This is a genomic window from Flavivirga spongiicola, assembly GCF_030540825.1.
In the GTDB taxonomy this organism is placed as follows: domain Bacteria; phylum Bacteroidota; class Bacteroidia; order Flavobacteriales; family Flavobacteriaceae; genus Flavivirga; species Flavivirga spongiicola.
The window spans coordinates 511,107-530,345 of record NZ_JAUOEO010000001.1 but is presented as its reverse complement, the minus strand read 5'-3'; the positions used below and the strand labels follow the sequence as shown (position 1 = coordinate 530,345).

The following is a 19,239-nucleotide window of genomic DNA, read 5'->3' as shown; positions in this document are numbered from 1 at the left end:
TAAAATAAAGTTGTTTTTCTTGGTTTCAACGTAAGTAGTTTGTTAAAAGAATGCTCCAATAAATACCTAATCAACAAAATTTCAGTAGAATGACAGATACTTTTAAAATATTAATTATATGCTTTTTTGTATTGCTAGCAACTTCTAGTTGTCAAAAAGAAATAAAAAAAAGCAACACCCTTTTTTCGTTAATTTCTACTGAAGATTCAAATTTAATTTTTGAGAATACAGTAAGGCAAACCAGGGAAAATAATCATATGATTAATTCTGAGTTTATTTCAGGTGCAGGAGTTGCTGTTGGCGATATAAATAATGATGGATTACAAGATGTTTTTTTTACTGGAAATCAAGTAAGAGATAGGCTGTTTTTAAATAAAGGAGATTTTGAATTTAAGGATATTACTGATAAATCTGGAATTAGTTTTGATAACAAATGGTCAACTGGAGTGACTTTTGTCGATATTGATAATGATGGAGATCAGGACATTTATGTTTGTAGAAGCATTTATCTTGAAAATAAAAAAAGTGCCAATCAATTATATATTAATAATGGAAACTTAACTTTTACAGAAAAAGCTGCAGAATTTGGTCTGGCAGACAAAGGGTTTTCTGTACAGGCTATCTTTTTTGATTTTGATAATGATGGACTATTAGATGTATATGTTGTAAATCAACCACCTAGTATTCCAAATATGGGAGATAAAATGAATGTTAAGCGTTTTTCTGATATCAAGTTTAGTGATAGACTTTATAGAAATATGGGTAATGGCAAATTTATAGATCATACAATACCTGGAAATATAAGAAACTTTGGATTTGGATTGTCAGCTTCAGTTGGCGATTTTAATAACGACGGTTGGCAAGATATTTATGTTACTAATGATTTTGATGTACCTGATCATATGTATATGAATCAGCAAAATGGAACATTTAAAGATCAAATTCACACATCTACAAAACATATTTCCTTTTTTAGTATGGGCAGTGATGTGGCAGATTACGATAATGATGGAAACTTAGATGTTATGGTTGTTGATATGGTTGCAGAAGATCATAAACGCATAAAAACGCATATGGGAGGTATGCAGCCTGAAAAATTTTGGCATATTGTTAATAAAGGAGGTCATTACCAATACATGTTTAATTCATTACAAAGAAATAATGGTGATGGTACTTTTAGTGAACTAGGACAGTTGGCGGGAGTAACAAATACAGATTGGAGTTGGGCACCTTTATTTGCAGATTTTGACAATGACGGCTATAAAGACCTTTTTGTTACAAATGGAATAAAAAGTAACATTCGCAATAGCGACCTAGTTGATACGTATAATAGGAAATTAGATAGCATTAAAGTCATTGCTCAACAAAAAGGTGTAGATCCTAGTAAAATGATCGATGTTATGGATTTTGTTAGCATTGCTCCTACCGATAAATTATCAAATTATATATATAAGAATAATGGTGACCTTACTTTTACCAATAAAGTTAAAGATTGGGGGATGGAATTACCAACGTTATCAAATGGTGCAGCCTATGCCGATTTTGATTTAGATGGAGACTTAGATCTGGTTATTAATAATATTGATGAAAATGCGATGCTTTATAGAAACCATGCAGTAGAAAATGGCGTTGGTAATTATATAAGATTCAAAGTCATACCAAAAAAAGGCCAAATTATTTATGGGACAAAAGTAACATTGTATCAGGCTGATAAAATATGGCAAGTAAATCAAATATCTAATGCCAGAGGTTATATGTCTAAAAGTGAAAATATTCTACATTTTGGGGTGGGAGATGTAAGCAAAATAGATAAAGCAATAATTCAATGGCAAGATGGTAGTCAAACTATACTTAATGATTTGGATATTAATCAAGTCCATAAAGTTTCACTTTCTACTAATGATAAAAATAATGAAGCTTTAGAGTCAAATAATGAGAGAGCTTTTAAAGAAGTTACAGAGTCTTTAAAGTTAAGTCATATAAAGCATGTAGAGAATAATCATGATGATTATGCATATGAAATATTATTACCACATAAAATGTCTCAATTTGGACCATCAGTAGTTGTTGGAGATGTTAACGGAGATGATAAAGAAGATTTCTTTTTAGGAGGATCTGCTGGAATACCTGGAAGACTATTTGTTCAAAATCAAGAAGGAGCTTTTGATGAAATAGAAAGTGGGGGGTGGACTAGAGATAAAGCTAGTGAAGATATGGGAATGGCTTTAATCGATGTAGATGGTGATAAAGATTTAGATTTATTTGTTGTTAGTGGAGGAAATGAATTTAATGAGAATGATAAAGTACTTCAAGACAGGTTGTACATAAATAATGGTAAAGGTGAATTTACAAAGAAAACTAGTGCGCTACCTAAATACTTAACAAGCGGCTCGTGTGTAATGCCAAATGACTTTGACAATGATGGTGATTTAGATTTATTTATTGGAGGACGCTTAACACCAAAAAAATACCCTCATGCTGCAAGCAGTCATTTATTAGAAAATAGAGGTGGAGTATATATAGATATTTCAGATACAAAAGCACCTGAGTTCAATAATTTAGGAATGGTTACTTCTGCAAGCTGGGTCGATTATAATAAGGACGGATTAAATGATTTGGTTGTCGTTGGAGAATGGATGCCAGTAACCATTTTTATTCAATCAAAAGAAGGGGATTTTGAAAAGCAAATTTTAAGTGGTTTAGAAGAAAGTGAAGGTTGGTATTACTCTGTTAAAACCGCTGATATGGATAATGATGGTGATCAAGATATTATCGTTGGTAATCTTGGACTAAATTATAAATATAAAGCATCATCCAAGGCGCCTTTTGAAGTTCATAGCTATGATTTTGATGAGAATGGTAGTTTAGATATTGTACTAAGTTATTATGAGCACGGAGTTTCTTTTCCAGTAAGAGGGAAAAGTTGTTCTACACAACAGATACCTTCACTCGGGAAAAAATTTCAAACTTATGAAGCATTTGGTGATTCTGATTTAAGCAATATTTATGGGGCATCTTTAAAGACAGCATTAAATCTTAAAGCAAAAACTTTTGCCTCTGCTTATATAGAAAACATGGGTGATGGGCATTTTAATATAAAACCATTACCAAGTTTAGCGCAGGTATCTTCAATAAATAGTATTCTGGTTAATGATTACGATTTAGATGGACATAAAGATCTATTGATTTCTGGAAATTTATTTCCAGCTGAAATTGAAACCCCCCGTAACGATGCAGGTGTAGGCTTGTTTTTAAAAGGTAATGGAAAAGGTGATTTTTTGCCTGTTTCAATTAAAGAGAGTGGTTTTTGTACACCAAAAGATGCTAAGGATATGAAAGTTATTAAAATAGGTAACAAAGAAGTGATCTTAGTAGCTAATAATAACGATTCCCTACAAGCCATAGAGCATAATGTGTCAACCCATAAGGATGTTAAATAAATACTTTCAGAAATAATGATGAATAAGAGTTAAAATGGATAGAGTAAATCAAAGTTTTAAGTATTTAGTAATTATGTCTTTAATACTATTGACTTGCAGCGCTATCTTTTCACTGACAAAAAAACGAGTAATTAAAGAAAGTAATACTATAAAAGTCTTAAGCTATAATATCCATTACGGAGTGGGGACAGATTCAAAAAAAGATTTGAAACGTATTGCGGATGTCATTAATAAATTAGATCCGGATATTGTTGGGTTACAAGAGGTACATGATTCAACAATGGTTGCTGAACTTAGTGAGTTAACAAATATGCAAGGCGTTTTTGGTCCTTCAATGAAGAAGGAACCACCTAATCTGTATAGGTTGTTAGATATCCCTATTCCAGAATCGCAATTGTTTTATGGAGACGGCATCTTGTCAAAATATCCATTAAAATACATAGGTAATGTGTTTATTCCATCGGCTAGTAGCAGTAGATATGAAGCTATGTGTGCAAACATAGATGTATCTCATATTTATGGAAAGGATATTTCGGTTCGATTTTTAACAACACATTTTGATTATTTAGAAACTATCGGTTCGCAATTAGCTAGAGAAGCCACAGTAGAGGTTATAGAAAGAGCTTTTTTTAATGATTCACTTACGCTCCCTGCTATATTAACAGGAGATTTTAATGTGACTCCACAATCCGATCCAATAAAACTTTTAGAAAAGAAGGGCTGGGTCTATGAAAACTTGAATAAAGACTTATTTACAGTACCAGTTAAGAACCCAAATAAACAAATTGACTACGTACTTCCTAGACCAAAAAGTAGTTGGAAAATAGTTGATGTAGAAGTTATTAATGAATCTGTAGCGTCAGACCATTTACCAATTCTTATGACCTTAGAGTTAATCACTAATTAATGAATGTAAATGATTAGTGCATTTGTACTGTAAGCTTATGGCAATTGAAAGAAGATAAAAGTTATTAGACGATTGCTGAAAAATATTTATAAATATTAAAATAAGACAATGAAAATTCTTTATTTCTACAATTTGATTTTTGTTTTTATTTATTTTAATGTAGTTCAATCTCAAAATTATGAACTATCTTTTAAAGTAATTAATGAAACAACCGGCAAAGCTTTGCAAGATGCAGATATTTCTATTCAACCCTGTTCTTGCGGAGGTGTTACAGATGTTGATGGGCGTTTTTTAATAAAATTACCAAAAGATACATATACAGTTACAATATCTTATATAGGTTATAAAAAATATATCCGTAATGTAGTGCTAAACGAAGCTATAAGTTTAAAAATACAATTACAAGAAAATAAAGAACTATTGTCTGAAGTTGTTATAAATGCAGAAAAGATCTCGAATAATTTAGATTCACCACAAATGGGAGCTATAAGAATACAGGCACAAGACCTAAAAAAACTACCATCTGCAATTGGAGAATTTGATATTCTTAGAGGACTGACACTATTGGCAGGAGTAAACAATGCTGGAGATGTGAGTAATGGCGTTTCTGTTCGGGGAGGATCGTTAGACCAAAATCTAATATTATACGATTATGCACCTGTTTTTAATCCTACACATATGTTTGGTCTTTTTTCTGTATTTACTCCTGATATGATTTCTACGGTTGATTTGTATAGGTCTAATATTCCTGCTCGCTATGGAGGTAGGACATCATCAATATTAGATGTAAAAGTGAAAAAACCTTATGTAGAAAAATTTAAACTAAGTGGAGGTGTTGGTATTGTTTCCAGTAGGCTATTGTTAGAAACACCTATTGTTAAGAATAAATTAATGCTAAATGTTGGTACTCGCGCAGGATTTACTGGATTTTTATTGCCTTTAGTTTCGGAACGATTAAAAAATACAAAAGCTAATTTTTATGATACAACTTTTAAACTTTTATATCTTCCTACAAAAAATGATCAATTGTTTTTTACTGGTTTTTACAGTAAAGATTTTTACCAGTTAGATTTGATTTCCCAGATTGAAAATGTTAATGCTATAAATAACCAATACGATTTCAAAACTTTGAATGGTACATTAAAATGGATACATACTTTTAAAGATGGATCTAGTCTTAAAAATATTTTTGTAACAAGTAGTTATACACCTAAAAACATTTTTCCGGAACGAGAAAGTGATAATAAAATTACGTACAAGTCTGAAATAAATTATCAGAGTTTTATCTCGGAATATACTAAAAAAGTAAATAATCTTTGGAACTACTATACAGGAATTCAGTTGAATCGTTATAAAATAAACCCGGGAGAGCTTGACCCAGGTTCAGGGAATAGTATTTTACCAGTTACATTAAAACCTGAAACAAGTTATGAGTTTTCTGCCTATGCCAATATGCATTGGGATTTGATAAAAAACATATCTCTTTCAGGAGGGCTTCGTTTTAATAAATATTTACTTGTAGGACCTTATACTCAGGCAATGTTTGATAATAATAGTAATGTGCCGACAGAGACCAGGTTTTTTAGTAAAGGTAAAACTGTTAAAAAATACAATGGTTTAGAGCCTAGATTAGGAGTGCGGGTCAAATTAAATAAGAATACTTCTTTAAAGTTTAGTTACGCAAAATTAAATCAATACCTACAAAATGTATATAATACAACGACACCTTTGCCTACCTCACGCTGGAAAACTGCTGACACCGATATAAAACCACAGATTAGTGATTCTTATGGAATAGGTATTTATAAGAATTTAACGCAAGACATAATACTTGATTTAGAAGGGTATTATAGAAACTCAAAGAATAATTTAGCATATAAACCAGGAGCAGATTTTTTTCTTGAAGAGTTTTTACAAAGAGATGTAATACAAGGAAAAGGAAAAGCTTACGGTGTAGAGTTTAGTTTAAAGAAAACCAAAGGGAAAATTAATGGTTGGTTTAATTATACTTGGTCCAGAAGTTTTCTACGTTCGCAAAATGAAAATCTGGCAGATAGAATAAATAATAACCAGTGGTACCCTTCAGATTTTGACAGACCACATGTACTTAATACTACAGTGAATTTTGAAAGTAATAAAAATAGTATTATTAGTCTTAATTTTACAGGACAAACGGGTAGACCTTATACTGTTCCAAATGGTATTCTCATTCTAGAAGATGCCAATGTTCCTATTTTTATCAAACGCAATAATGCGCGTTTAAGGACTTATCATAGATTAGATTTTTCATGGAAAATTAAGAATGGAAAAAGTAAGAAAAATAAGCGTTTGAAAAGTGATTGGGTCTTCACTATATATAATGTCTATGCAAGAAATAATCCTATAAATCTCTTCTATGGTCAACGTGATAATAACAGTATCCTCTCCAGAAACAGCCCTTTAAGTGCCTATGAACTTTCCATATTAAATAGCCCTTTGATTTCTTTAACGTATAATTTCGTTTTTGAATAGCTTTACTTAAAAACACTTGTGTTGCTTTGCTCAGATACAATAAAATAAAGATAAATTTATGAAACGTAAAAAAAACTCAAAAAAATTACTTAAAAAGATTAAACCTTGGATTATGAGTGTTTTTTGTTGTATTGTAGTTTTTCAAAACATAACCTGTATTACAGCTGTAAAACCAGAATTTGATTTTTTAGATGACCTCGTTTTGGTTGATGGTATAGTATCAACAATACCTGGGGTTTCATATGTAAACTTATCTACTTCTAAGAACTTAAATACCCCAATTGAAGATGCCACCGTTTGGTTTATAAATACAGATACAGATGAAGTTGTAAACTTAGATGGGGTAAGTGGTGTTTATTTACCTCCTGCTGATTTTGTTGCCAAAGAAGGAGAGTCTTGGAAAATGGGATTTACCCTTCCTAATGGAAAACGCTATGAATCTTTATCAGAAACTATTTTAAAATCTCTTCCAATTAGTAACCCTAAAATAACTTACAGCCGTGAACTTTTTTATAGTAATACGGACGAAATGTTCGTGCCAGGTCATGCAATTGTAGTAGATGTAGTCGATTCAGTTGATGAGGAAAATTACTATTATTGGGATTTTCGATCATTTGAAAAACTGCGTATTTGCCATGAATGTTCTGGAGGTCTTATTTTTAGAAATGGAGAATGTATAGATAACCCTCAATCTTTTACAAGTGCTTCTTTCTCTTATGCCTGTGACACAGATTGCTGGAACATTAGATATAATAATCGAATTAAAATTTTTAGCGATGAATTTTCAAATGGTATTATAACAAAGGGTTTGCTTATTGCAGATGTTCCTTTGTACACTAAAGAAGATATTGTGGTGGAACTTCAACAGTTTTCATTATCCTCTTCTGCTTATGAATATTATAAAATTTTAAAAGATTTATTAGAGAATAATAGTAACCTTAATGCTCCACCACCAGCTGCTCTCATAGGTAATATGTTTAATCCGGATGATGCTGATGAATATGTTCTTGGAAGATTTACAGCGACATCGGCATCAAAAGTTTCTTTGTTTATTGATCGAACAAATATTGTAGAAGACCCTATTGAAAAAAGAAATGCAATACAATTTGAAACATCTGATTTAGTTTGCCCAGGACAAAATATAGATTGTACAGTTCTTTTTGCAAATTGTGAAGAAAGTAGATTTAGAACAGGAATTGAACCTGAAGGATGGATAGAATAATGAAGGAAAAAATAAAGATGACTAATCATTACTAAACAAAAATATAATTAAAATGATAAAAAAATATAGCTACTTGGTGGTTCAAATGATACGACCTTTCTTCTTATGTTGTATGGTTTTGTGCTCAGCCCCTTTCTTAAATGCGCAATCAGTTAAAATCAGTGAATCGGTTCAGTACATAAAAACATATACATTTGATGAGCCAAACCCGGTCCCAATACTAAAAGAAAATCCAAAAATATACCCTTATTTTAAATTTGAAGGTTATGAGTATGCGGCCAAAAATAAAGAATGGAAAGTAGTTACTTTAGAGAATGATTATATTAAATTATGGGTTTTACCAGAAGTTGGTGGGAAAATTTGGGGAGCCATAGAAAAGGAAACAGGCAAAGAGTTTATATATAAAAACGATGTTCTTAAATTTAGAAACATTGCTATGCGAGGTCCATGGACTTCTGGTGGTGTAGAATTTAATTTCGGAATTATTGGGCATACTCCAGCAACAGCGACCCCTGTAGATTATGCTATTAAAGAAAATAAAGATGGAAGTGTTAGCTGTATAGTGGGGACAATGGATTTACCATCAAGAACTGAATGGCGGGTTGAGATTAATTTACAAAAAGACAAAGCCTATTTTGAAACCAAAGCATCATGGTATAATCCAACGCCATTAAACCAAGCTTATTATAATTGGATGACCGCTGCGGCTGTAGCTAAAAATGATTTAGAATTTTTTATACCTGGAAATAAATACCTTGAGCATGGAGGAAATGCAAAACTTTGGCCTATAGATGAAGCAGGAAGAACATTATCTCACTATAAGAATAATAATTTTGGTCCACATAAATCATATCATATTGTAGGTGATTATAAAGACTTTTTTGGAGGTTATTATCATGATACAAATTTTGGTTTTGGTCATTGGTCACCATACGAAGAAATGCCTGGACAAAAACTTTGGTTATGGGCTTTATCACGCTCTGGAGGTGTTTGGGAGGGGTTACTTACTGATACAGATGGGCAGTATATTGAGTTTCAGGCAGGGAGACTCTTTAATCAATATTTTCCAGAAAAAGAAAAAAATCCTATAGCCCAAGCTAATTTCGAGCCTCATGCTATGGACAGGTGGAGAGAAATTTGGTTTCCATTTAAAAATATTGATGGTATGGTAGACGCTTCAGAGTATGGCGTATTGAATGTTCAACATTTCGAAAGGGAAACTTATATAGGAGTTAATTCACTTCAGAATTTAAATGAAGATATTCAAGTGTTTGTTAATGATGAAAAAATAATAAATGAAACATTGGAGATGAATCCTATGGATGTCTTCTCCAAAAAAATAGCATCCAAACCTACTGATAAAATTAAAGTCATTATTGGTGATAATAAGTTAAAGTATACAACAAACGTAGAGAGATCTTTAATAAAAAGACCTTTTTATTCAGACACTACATTGCAAGTTTCAAAATCACAAAAATTATATACCGATGGGTGGGAAGCTATAAAGTATAGAGAATACGAGAAGGCTTTTAAAAACTTATTAGAGCTTATTAAAATAGATCCTTCACATCAAGAAGCGTTGGTTAAATTGGCTGAATTGGAATATAGAAAGACCAATTATAATAAAGCTTTGGAGTATGCCAATATGGTGTTAAGAATGGATACATATAATCCAGAAGCTAATTATAAAGCAGGGATTATTTATCGAGCTAAAAAAGATTATATTAATGCTTTAGAATCTTTAGGTTGGGCAGCCCGAGGTATGAAATACCGTTCAGTATCGTATGCTCAAATGGCAGAGATACATTTAAGTCTTAATAATAATGATAGGGCAAAAGAATATGCTTTAAAAGCTTTAGATTTTAATACTTATAATCTTAACGCAAGAAAAGTGTTAATAGTTTTAGCAAGAAAACAAAACAATATTGGCGCTTTTAATGATCAATTGACGTCCATCTTAAGTATCGATCCTATAAATCACTTTGCTCAAAATGAACATGTCTTATTTAAAAATAATGAAAACGATAAGTTAGGTTTTAATAATGAATTTCCTATTGAAACAGCATTAGAGTTATCCATACAATATGAAAATATCGGCTTAACCAATGAAGCAATTGTAGTATTAAAAAATCATCAGGAACATGCAAAAATAAAGCTATGGATAGCATATTTATTAAAAGAACAAAATGATGAAGCAAGCCAACAACTTTTAGAAGATATCGTTGCAATGCCTTCAGATTTTGTTTTACCATATAGAAGAGAAACAATTCCTGTATTAAGATGGGCGATGCATAAAACCACGCATTGGAAATTAAAGTACTATTTGGCCCAAAACTATATCGCTGTGGGCTTAATTGAGGAAGGGAAAGAACTCTTGAGAAATAGTTTTACAGAACCAGATTCGGATATTTTTTATAGATTCAGAGCAGCGTATTTAGAAGATGGAAGTTATGAAGACAGACTTCAAGATTATAAAAGAGCTATAGAGTTAAATGATAATGACTGGAAAACTTGGGATGAGCTTATTCAGTATTATTTGAAAAATAATAAGTATGATGAAGCTTACATAAGTAGTAAAAAAGCATTTAAAAAGTTCCCAAAGAACTACAATATAAAATTAGTATATGCGAAAACATTGGTTAAAATAAAAAAATATAATGAAAGTATAAATGTATTAAAAAACATCATTGTTTTGCCTTCAGAGTTGGCACAGTTAAGTAGAAATCTTTATTTTGATTCACACGTATTTTTAGCAAATCAAAATATTCAGGATAAAAAATACAAAAAAGCGATTCAACTTTTAATCGATTCAAAGAAGTGGCCAGAAAATTTGGGAGTTGGAAAACCCTATAATGTCGACAATAGGCTTCAAGATTACCTTCTTGCAGTTTGTTTTGAAAAGCTTAAAAATGATAACAAGAAAGGAGATTTATTAAAAGATGTAGTTGATTACACGAATAAAAATATAAATAAATACGGCCTTAATAGTTTATTTGGTCTTTTGGCTCTTAAAAAATTAGGTTGGGATGCAGAAACAAATAAGTTGGTATCAACTATAGAAAACTCAGATGGAAATAAAAATTATAAATTAATTATGGCCTTTTTTAAAGGTGATAAAAAACAGCTTTCGAAATTAAAGAAAGATAGTCATATTAATGAGGACCTATGGTCTCTTATAGAGGAATCTTTAAGTTATTGAATTGAAAGTTGAATTTAACGTGATTTAAATATGATTTAATTTATAATTTATAAAATTAAAATGTTGCTAAGTACATGACAAAAAATACAAACTTCACACTTAGTGGTTCAGATCTGTAGCTCTTGATAACAGACAAACTACGGGAACGTTAAGAAAATGCACAGTGGACATTTTTAGAGAACATGCGAGTAGGCGCGTAGGGAAGTTTTTAGTTGTCATCCTTTTCGGGAACAGGATCATAACCAGAACCTCCCCAAGGATGACAACTAAAAATACGCCTTATAGCCAGCTTACCACCTTTGAATAACCCATGTTTTTGTAAGGCTTCTTTAGTGTAGTGAGAGCATGTTGGTTGAAATCTACAGGTTGCAGGTGTTAATGGTGATATTAGTGTTTGATACACTTTTATCAAAAACAAAAACGGTGCAATGAGTATTTTTTTCATTTGTCATTCCTGCGAAGGCAGGAATCTTTTTAATTGAAACTTAATTTTTATAAATGGATTCCACATCAAGTACGGAATGACAAAAACATTTAATTAGTCGAAAACGTCGTGCCGTCTTTACCGTCTTTAAGTTGAATACCAACTTCTGCAAGTTCATCACGGATTTTATCTGACAAAGCAAAGTCTTTATTTGCTCTGGCCTCTTGTCGTAATTTAATCAATATATCTACAGCTCCAGATAACTTATCAGTTCCAGAGTCACTTTTACTAGCATTTTCAAGACCCAAAACATCAAAAACAAAGTTATTAATGGTAGTCTTAAAAGTGTTTAAGTCTTCGGTAGTTAATGTTTCAGAACCTTCTTTAATTTGATTAATATATTTAGCAGCTTCAAATAAATGAGCAATTAAAATTGGTGAATTAAAATCATCATTCATGGCATCATAACATTTCTGTTTCCATGCATTTATATCAATTGTAGAAGCTTTAGAAGGCTTTAAATCATCTAAAAGGTTAACAGCGTCCATCAATCTATAAAAGCCTTTTTCACTTGCTAACAAACCATCATCAGTTAAATCTAAAACACTTCGGTAGGATGATTGTGCATTAAAGAAACGAATAACACTTGGACCATAAGCCTTACTAAAGAATTTATTGTTCCCTGATAATAACTCATCAGGGTTAACAGTATTTCCTGTAGTCTTGGACATACGCTGCCCGTTAAGTTCCAGCATATTAGCATGCATCCAGTAATTAACAGGAGATTTTCCTTTGGCAGCTTCGTTTTGAGCAATTTCACATTCGTGATGCGGGAATTTTAAATCCATACCACCACCATGAATATCAAATTGTTCTCCCAAATACTTGGTGCTCATGGCTGTACATTCTAAATGCCACCCAGGGAAACCATCACTCCAGGGAGAAGGCCAACGCATGATGTGCTGTGGCTCCGCTTTTTTCCAAAGCGCAAAATCTTGTGGGTTCTTTTTGTCGCTTTGTCCATCAAGTTCACGTGTGTTATGAATTAAATCTTCAAGTTTACGCTTGCTTAATTTTCCGTAATCGTTAGTTTCATTGAATTTATGTACATCAAAATAGACTGAGCCATTTACCTCGTAGGCAAATCCATTAGTGATGATATTTTTTATCAATTCAATTTGTTCAATAATATGACCAGTAGCTGTAGGTTCTATGCTAGGTGGTAAAAAATTAAGTGTATTAAGAATATCGTGAAAATCTACCGTATAGCGTTGCACAACTTCCATAGGTTCGATTTGCTCTAAACGTGCTTTTTTAGTGATTTTATCTTCACCAGCATCAGCATCATTTTCTAAATGACCGGCATCCGTAATATTTCTAACGTATCTCACTTTGTATCCCAAATGTTTTAGGTATCTAAATACCATATCAAAAGACATAAAAGTTCTTACATTGCCTAAGTGTACATTACTGTAAACTGTTGGGCCACAAACATACATACCCACATAACCTTCGTTAATTGGTTTGAATGTTTCTTTTTTGCCTGTAAGTGAATTGTATAGTTTTATTTGTTGATGCTGAAAAAGTTGCATGTTAAATTATAATGATTTGGTTATGGTTAAAAATAAATTAAAACTTAGTATCTAATTTTATATAATCTAAAAATTCTCTACGTGTTGCTTCTTCTTTAAATTTCCCCCCAAATTCTGAAGTAACTGTGCTGCTTTCAATGTCTCTAATACCTCTCGAATTCACGCATAAATGTTTGGCATCTATAACACAAGCAACATCCTGAGTTTTTAAAACCTCCTGAAGTTCTTTGACTACCTGAATAGTAAGACGTTCCTGGACTTGTGGACGTTTAGCAAAATAATCTACAATACGATTCATTTTAGATAAACCAACAACAGTTCCGTTAGAAATATAAGCAATATGAGCCTTTCCAACGATAGGTAGTAAATGGTGTTCACAAGTTGAATAAACAGTAATATTCTTTTCAACAAGCATTTCCCCATATTTATACTTGTTTTCAAATGTGGAAGCATTTGGTTTTTTCTTAGGATCTAATCCTCCAAAAATTTCCTTTACAAACATTTTAGCAACACGGTTAGGTGTACCGTTTAAGCTATCATCTGTTAAGTCGAGACCTAAAGTTTCCATAATATGTCGCACATCATCTTTAATAATGTCTATTTTTTCTTCATTAGAAAGTTTAAAGGCATCATTTCGTAGTGGTGTGTTTGAAGAAGTTCCAATATGGTCATCTCCTAAAGATTCGAATTGTTCTATGTTATTTTCAATTTTCATTAGCTAAAAAGTGGTGTTTTTAGTCTGCAAAGATAAGTAAAACACTTTTGTTATGTTTTGTCTTAACAAATTATTATATATGAGTGTTTGTCTCTAAATTAGCTTATAAATTACATTTAAATTAAAAAGCCTGAACTTTTACAATTCAAGCTTTTTAATAATATTTTAATTCAGATATATTTTAAATATTGAAACTTAAAGACAAGGTTATATTAGAATTTGTTCGGTCTATATTAGCAATATCAGTTAATCCAACATTATACAGAGGTGTCTCTGAGGAACGTTCAGATTGATCATAAGTAATATCTAACTTCGTATTCCCAAAATTGTAACCAATTCCTAAAGAATAGCCATTTAAATCACCAATAGTGGAACCATTTACATATGGGCTTTCCTCAAAACGGTAACCACCTCTAAAACTAAATTGTTTATGCTTGTATTCACCACCAAGTCTATAGGTTGCAGCATCAGTTAATATATTGCTTATAATATCGTTTTGATCTGCAAAAAAAGCATCCGAAGTTGGTTTAAATTTCGTTTGGCTATAATCTTTACGAGAATAATCAAAACTAATAAGCCCTTGTTTTGCAAAAACATATGCTAAACTTCCTGTTAATTTTGCAGGCGTTTGTAGTTTGTATTGCGGATAAATATTAACTACATCAGGATTTATAACTTGTGTAACATTAGAACCTGCATCATCCCTTACCGTAGCTAAGTATTGCGTTGTCTCTTCTTCTATGGTATACCAGGTGGGGGAATCATAAGTAACACCAACTCTAAATTCATTTGATAGTTTTAATATACCTCCTAATTGGAAAGAAAAACCGGTACCTGTAGTAGACAAATTATTTTCAAATTCTATACGATTAACGATAGACCCCGCATTTGAATTGTTTTCAAATAACAAACTAGATCGTCGATAGTCAATAAAATGCGAATTTAGGTTTAATCCTAAATATAAATTGTCTTCATATTGAGTTGCTATATTAAATGTTACTTTACCGTTATATCCTGTTGCTAAATAAGAATAATTATGGTCGAAATTCCCAGGGCTTACGTTGGAAGAATATGTTGTATTGGCATCGTTATTAATGTCATCAGGTTGAAGAATAAATGATTCAAAGCCTAAAAATGCTTGCTGATGAGCAAACCCATAAACAGCCCCTATGTCTTGATAAGCCTGGCTTAATGATTCATCTGGTAAAGCAGATATTTCATCTAATCTTTTACCATCTGCGAAATCATAAAAATAACTAGCAATTGAGTTGCTGAAATTGCCATCATCATTTGTGTTTAAGCCACTTGCTCTCCAATTAGTATCATGGTTATTAGTCCTTTCATAAGCAATTCCAATTGTGAATTTTCGCCATGGGGAACTATTATTACTGGCGAATACGAAAGTTGCTCCACCTTGATTGATATCAAAATCAGAGTCATTAGAATTATTGACGCCATTAAAATATCGCGTATTGTTTTCAGTATCTATATTTGATACCGTAAAGGAGGCATGACTTCTACTAAAAATAGCTGAACCAGCTGGGTTTAAACTAACGGCACTCATATCGCCACCCAAGGCACCAAAAGCGCCACTTAATGCTCTAAAACGAGCTGTTCCTTGTATTTCATCTTGAGAAAATCTTATAGCGTCACTAATATCTTGAGCGTAAATTGTGGACATAGATAGGACACCTATGAACAGTAAACATAACTTTTTCATATGATTGTATTTTTCTTTTTTTTTAATTTTAACGACGTCTGCCTCCTGAAGATCCAGAACTTCTGCGACTTCCTGAGCTACGACTACTAGATGAAGATCTGACACTACCAGAACTGGATCTAGAGCTTCTACTTGGTGTGTAACTTGAACTTCTGGAAGATGAAGACCTCCTAGAAACATTATTACCAGATGAGCTTCTGCTAGTACTGGAAGGTCTATAAACAGTGCTTGAATTTCTTCTTACTGTTGAAGATGATGACCTTCTTACTGAATTCGCTGATGGTGTTCTCGAAGCGACAGTTCTTCTTTGAGTATTGGTAGTATATCTGCGAGTTCCGTTAGAATTGTAGTTTCTTGTATTATTTGATCTTGCTATTGTAGTACCAGTACTGCTTCTCCTTGACGTATTGTATTTTGAAGTAGTTGTACGCCTATTCAGGTTACTTACTGAGCTACGACGTGAGGATGAACTAATATTATTCCTATTTAAACCTCTTGAGTTATTTGCATAGTAACTTCCTCTTCTACTAGTGTTATATGCAACATTTCTTCTGCTGTAATATCTGTTATTTCCATAGTAACCATAATGTCTATAAGGACGGTAGTAGCTATTGTAAGCCCAGTAGTTTCCGTAAAATCCACCACCGTAATAAGGAGGACACCAAAAAGGATCATAATATCCCCAGTTGTTCCATCTATTCCAACCCCAGTTATTCCATCTATTCCAGCCCCAACCAAATCCTGCATTCCAACCCCAGTTATTCCATCCGTTGTCTACGTAGTTAATAGTAACACTATTACTATTTTGCCCCCAACCCGCATAACCTTGGTAGTCATTAGCTAAGGTATCATTTTCAACATAATTATTTCCTTCGTAAGAATCAATATCAGTAAAAATGGCATCATCAGAAAACATGTTTTCAGCTTCTAAAGATTTATTTCTAAAATGATTTTGATAGTAATTGCTTTTAGAACTGTTTGGCACTTCAACAACTGTTCTACCTGGTGAAGGAGTTTCAACATTAACTTGTTTTTGTGCATTGCCATAAATACCATCATCGTCCACACCGACATATTGATAAGAACCACATGATGCTAAAACAAATAGCAAACCAAGAATGGCTACAAATGACACTTTCTCTTTTAAGTAGCTGTTAAATTGCATATCTCTAGAATTTAATTGTTGAACGTAACAAAAATAGTTAGTTTTGCTAAACTATTCTTTTATTTAACAGAGTCACAATATTTGTGCCAAAAAATTGATATGAGCAAAAAACTTACCAGTAGAGCAGAAGATTATTCAAAATGGTATAACGAATTGGTTGTAAAGGCAGACCTGGCTGAGAATTCGGCAGTTAGAGGATGCATGGTCATCAAACCCTATGGTTTTGCAATTTGGGAAAAAATGCAAGCGGAATTAGATAAAATGTTTAAAGAGACTGGGCATCAAAATGCCTATTTTCCGTTATTCGTACCTAAAAGTTTATTTGAAGCAGAAGAAAAAAATGCTGAAGGATTTGCAAAAGAATGTGCCATTGTAACACATTATAGATTGCAAAATGACCCAAATAAGAAAGGGAAACTACGAGTAGATCCTGAAGCAAAACTAGAAGAGGAGTTAATTGTACGACCAACAAGTGAAGCTATTATATGGAACACTTATAGAGGATGGATTCAATCTTATAGAGATTTACCGCTTTTAATAAACCAATGGGCCAATGTAGTGCGTTGGGAAATGCGTACGCGTTTATTTTTACGAACAGCAGAGTTTTTATGGCAAGAAGGGCATACAGCACATGAAACGAAAGACGAAGCCATAGCTGAGACAAAATTAATGAATAATGTATATGCAACGTTTGTTGAAAACTTCATGGCTATACCTGTAATACAGGGTGTGAAAACTGAGAGCGAGCGTTTTGCCGGAGCAGAAGAGACTTTCTGTATAGAAGCTTTAATGCAAGACGGAAAAGCGTTACAGGCTGGTACTTCTCATTTTCTTGGTCAGAATTTCGCCAAAGCTTTCGATGTTAAGTATGCTAATAAAGAAGGAAAGCAAGATTATGTTTGGGCAACATCCTGGGGTGTCTCTACACGGTTAATGGGAGCATTAATTATGACACATAGTGATGATAACGGATTGGTTTTACCACCAAGCTTGGCACCAAATCAGGTTGTTATTGTGCCTATTTATAAGAGTGAAGAGGATTTAAACGCTATTACTGAAGTTGCTAACGGTATTTTAAGCAATTTGAGAGGCAAAAATATATCTGTAAAATTTGATAATAGAACCACTCACAGACCTGGTGCTAAATTTGCACAACATGAATTACAGGGTGTTCCATTGAGAATTGCTATTGGACCTAAAGATTTAGAGAATGGCACTGTGGAAATTGCCCGTAGAGATACATTAACTAAACAAACGGTTAATTTAGAAGAGCTAGTAGAAACCGTTGAGGGCTTACTAAAAGAAATTCAAGAGGCTTTATTTAATAAGGCTTTAGATTTTAGAAACACCCATATTACAGAAGTGGACACTTTTGAGGAATTTAAAGATGTTTTAGAAACCAAAACAGGGTTTATTTCTGCGCACTGGGATGGCACAAATGAGACGGAAGAAAAAATTAAAGAACTAACAAAAGCAACCATTCGTTGTATTCCTTTAGATATGAAAGAAGTAGAAGGTGTTTGTGTGTATTCAGGAAACCCTTCAAAGGGTAGAGTTTTGTTTGCAAAAGCATACTAATTTAATTTTTTTTTAAAAAAATTCATCTAGCTATTGTGACATTTAAAAATAGTTGTATTTTTGCATCCGCAATGGAGACATTGTTAGTTATTTGAAAGTATTGCAAGTTTAAATTTTATGTTTATATTTGCGCACTCAAAAAACAAATGGCCCGTTCGTCTATCGGCTAGGACGCCAGGTTTTCATCCTGGTAAGAGGGGTTCGATTCCCCTACGGGCTACAATATTTTAATAATAAAAAGAACAAATGGCAAATCATAAGTCAGCGTTAAAAAGAATTAGAAGTAACGAATCTAAGCGTTTAATAAACAAGTATCAGCATAAAACGACTCGTAATGCCATTAAAAGGTTACGTGAGTTAACTGATAAGAAAGAAGCTGAAGCTTTGTTTCCTTCAGTAGTGGCTATGTTAGATAAATTAGCTAAGAAAAACGTTATTCATGCTAATAAAGCTGCAAACCTTAAATCAGGTTTAGCTAAACATATTGCTGCACTTTAATTAGATTTAAAGTTTTAAAATACTTTGAAAGCTTCTCAGAAATGAGAAGCTTTTTTTGTGATATTATCACACTGTTTTTTTTATGTAAAAAGAATTGTTAAAAGGGTTCAGTTTAAATAAACAAAATCTTAAAAAGTATTCATATTTGATTTCTAAAAATATAAATTTGCACAGAACTCATCTTGACTTTTTTATTTAAGCGAAAAGTCATGCATTCCTTCCAGCAGGCAGGTGTTTCTATATCTAGTCTTTTTGTGGACTGTAACAT

General features: G+C 32.4%; 12 protein-coding genes and 1 tRNA gene. 8 read left to right on the top strand and 5 right to left on the bottom strand.

What is annotated here, in order from left to right; all coding sequences use genetic code 11:
* The first annotated feature begins 89 nt into the window (after positions 1-89).
* From Q4Q47_RS01910 to Q4Q47_RS01890, 5 genes are all read left to right on the top strand, one after another.
* A complete protein-coding gene (locus Q4Q47_RS01910) occupies positions 90-3,440 on the top strand; it encodes a VCBS repeat-containing protein (RefSeq protein WP_303304963.1) in 3,351 nt (1,116 codons plus the stop codon).
* A gap of 34 nt (positions 3,441-3,474) precedes the next feature.
* The gene (locus Q4Q47_RS01905; RefSeq protein ID WP_303304962.1) at positions 3,475-4,347 is read left to right on the top strand and encodes an endonuclease/exonuclease/phosphatase family protein; all 873 of its coding nucleotides are present in this window, start codon (positions 3,475-3,477) and stop codon (positions 4,345-4,347) included.
* Between the two features lie 108 nt (positions 4,348-4,455).
* Positions 4,456-6,858, top strand: coding sequence for a TonB-dependent receptor (locus tag Q4Q47_RS01900; protein ID WP_303304961.1), 2,403 nt, complete (start codon positions 4,456-4,458; stop codon positions 6,856-6,858).
* A 58-nt stretch (positions 6,859-6,916) separates the two neighbouring features.
* Positions 6,917-8,080, top strand: a complete 1,164-nt coding sequence (locus Q4Q47_RS01895) for a DUF4249 family protein (protein ID WP_303304960.1) — start codon at positions 6,917-6,919, stop codon at positions 8,078-8,080.
* 52 nt (positions 8,081-8,132) lie between these two features.
* On the top strand, positions 8,133-11,279 hold the full coding sequence (locus Q4Q47_RS01890) for a DUF5107 domain-containing protein (RefSeq protein WP_303304959.1): 3,147 nt from the start codon (positions 8,133-8,135) through the stop codon (positions 11,277-11,279).
* A gap of 208 nt (positions 11,280-11,487) precedes the next feature.
* On the opposite strand, the gene yidD is transcribed toward Q4Q47_RS01890, so the two are convergent.
* The 5 genes from yidD to Q4Q47_RS01865 all read right to left on the bottom strand — a co-directional run bounded on the left by yidD (position 11,488) and on the right by Q4Q47_RS01865 (position 16,895).
* Complete coding sequence (gene yidD / locus Q4Q47_RS01885) at positions 11,488-11,724, bottom strand: membrane protein insertion efficiency factor YidD (RefSeq protein ID WP_303304958.1); 237 nt, start codon at positions 11,722-11,724, stop codon at positions 11,488-11,490.
* A gap of 89 nt (positions 11,725-11,813) precedes the next feature.
* On the bottom strand, positions 11,814-13,295 hold the full coding sequence (gene cysS / locus Q4Q47_RS01880; protein WP_303304957.1) for a cysteine--tRNA ligase: 1,482 nt from the start codon (positions 13,293-13,295) through the stop codon (positions 11,814-11,816).
* Positions 13,296-13,332: 37 nt separating this feature from the next.
* Entirely contained in the window at positions 13,333-14,010 is a 678-nt protein-coding gene (gene folE / locus Q4Q47_RS01875; protein ID WP_303304956.1) for a GTP cyclohydrolase I FolE, read from the bottom strand.
* 181 nt (positions 14,011-14,191) lie between these two features.
* Positions 14,192-15,691: an OmpP1/FadL family transporter gene (locus Q4Q47_RS01870; protein WP_332243945.1), complete on the bottom strand. Its 1,500-nt coding sequence runs from the start codon at positions 15,689-15,691 to the stop codon at positions 14,192-14,194.
* Positions 15,692-15,758: 67 nt separating this feature from the next.
* The gene (locus Q4Q47_RS01865) at positions 15,759-16,895 is read right to left on the bottom strand and encodes a hypothetical protein (protein ID WP_303304955.1); all 1,137 of its coding nucleotides are present in this window, start codon (positions 16,893-16,895) and stop codon (positions 15,759-15,761) included.
* A 99-nt stretch (positions 16,896-16,994) separates the two neighbouring features.
* On the opposite strand from Q4Q47_RS01865, the gene proS reads away from it, so the two are divergent.
* From proS to rpsT, 3 genes are all read left to right on the top strand, one after another.
* Positions 16,995-18,473 (top strand): proline--tRNA ligase, encoded by a 1,479-nt coding sequence (gene proS / locus Q4Q47_RS01860; protein ID WP_303304954.1) that lies wholly within the window; start codon positions 16,995-16,997, stop codon positions 18,471-18,473.
* A 148-nt stretch (positions 18,474-18,621) separates the two neighbouring features.
* A tRNA-Glu gene (locus Q4Q47_RS01855) sits at positions 18,622-18,693 on the top strand.
* 26 nt (positions 18,694-18,719) lie between these two features.
* On the top strand, positions 18,720-18,971 hold the full coding sequence (rpsT, locus tag Q4Q47_RS01850) for a 30S ribosomal protein S20 (protein ID WP_303304953.1): 252 nt from the start codon (positions 18,720-18,722) through the stop codon (positions 18,969-18,971).
* Positions 18,972-19,239: the final 268 nt, after the last annotated feature.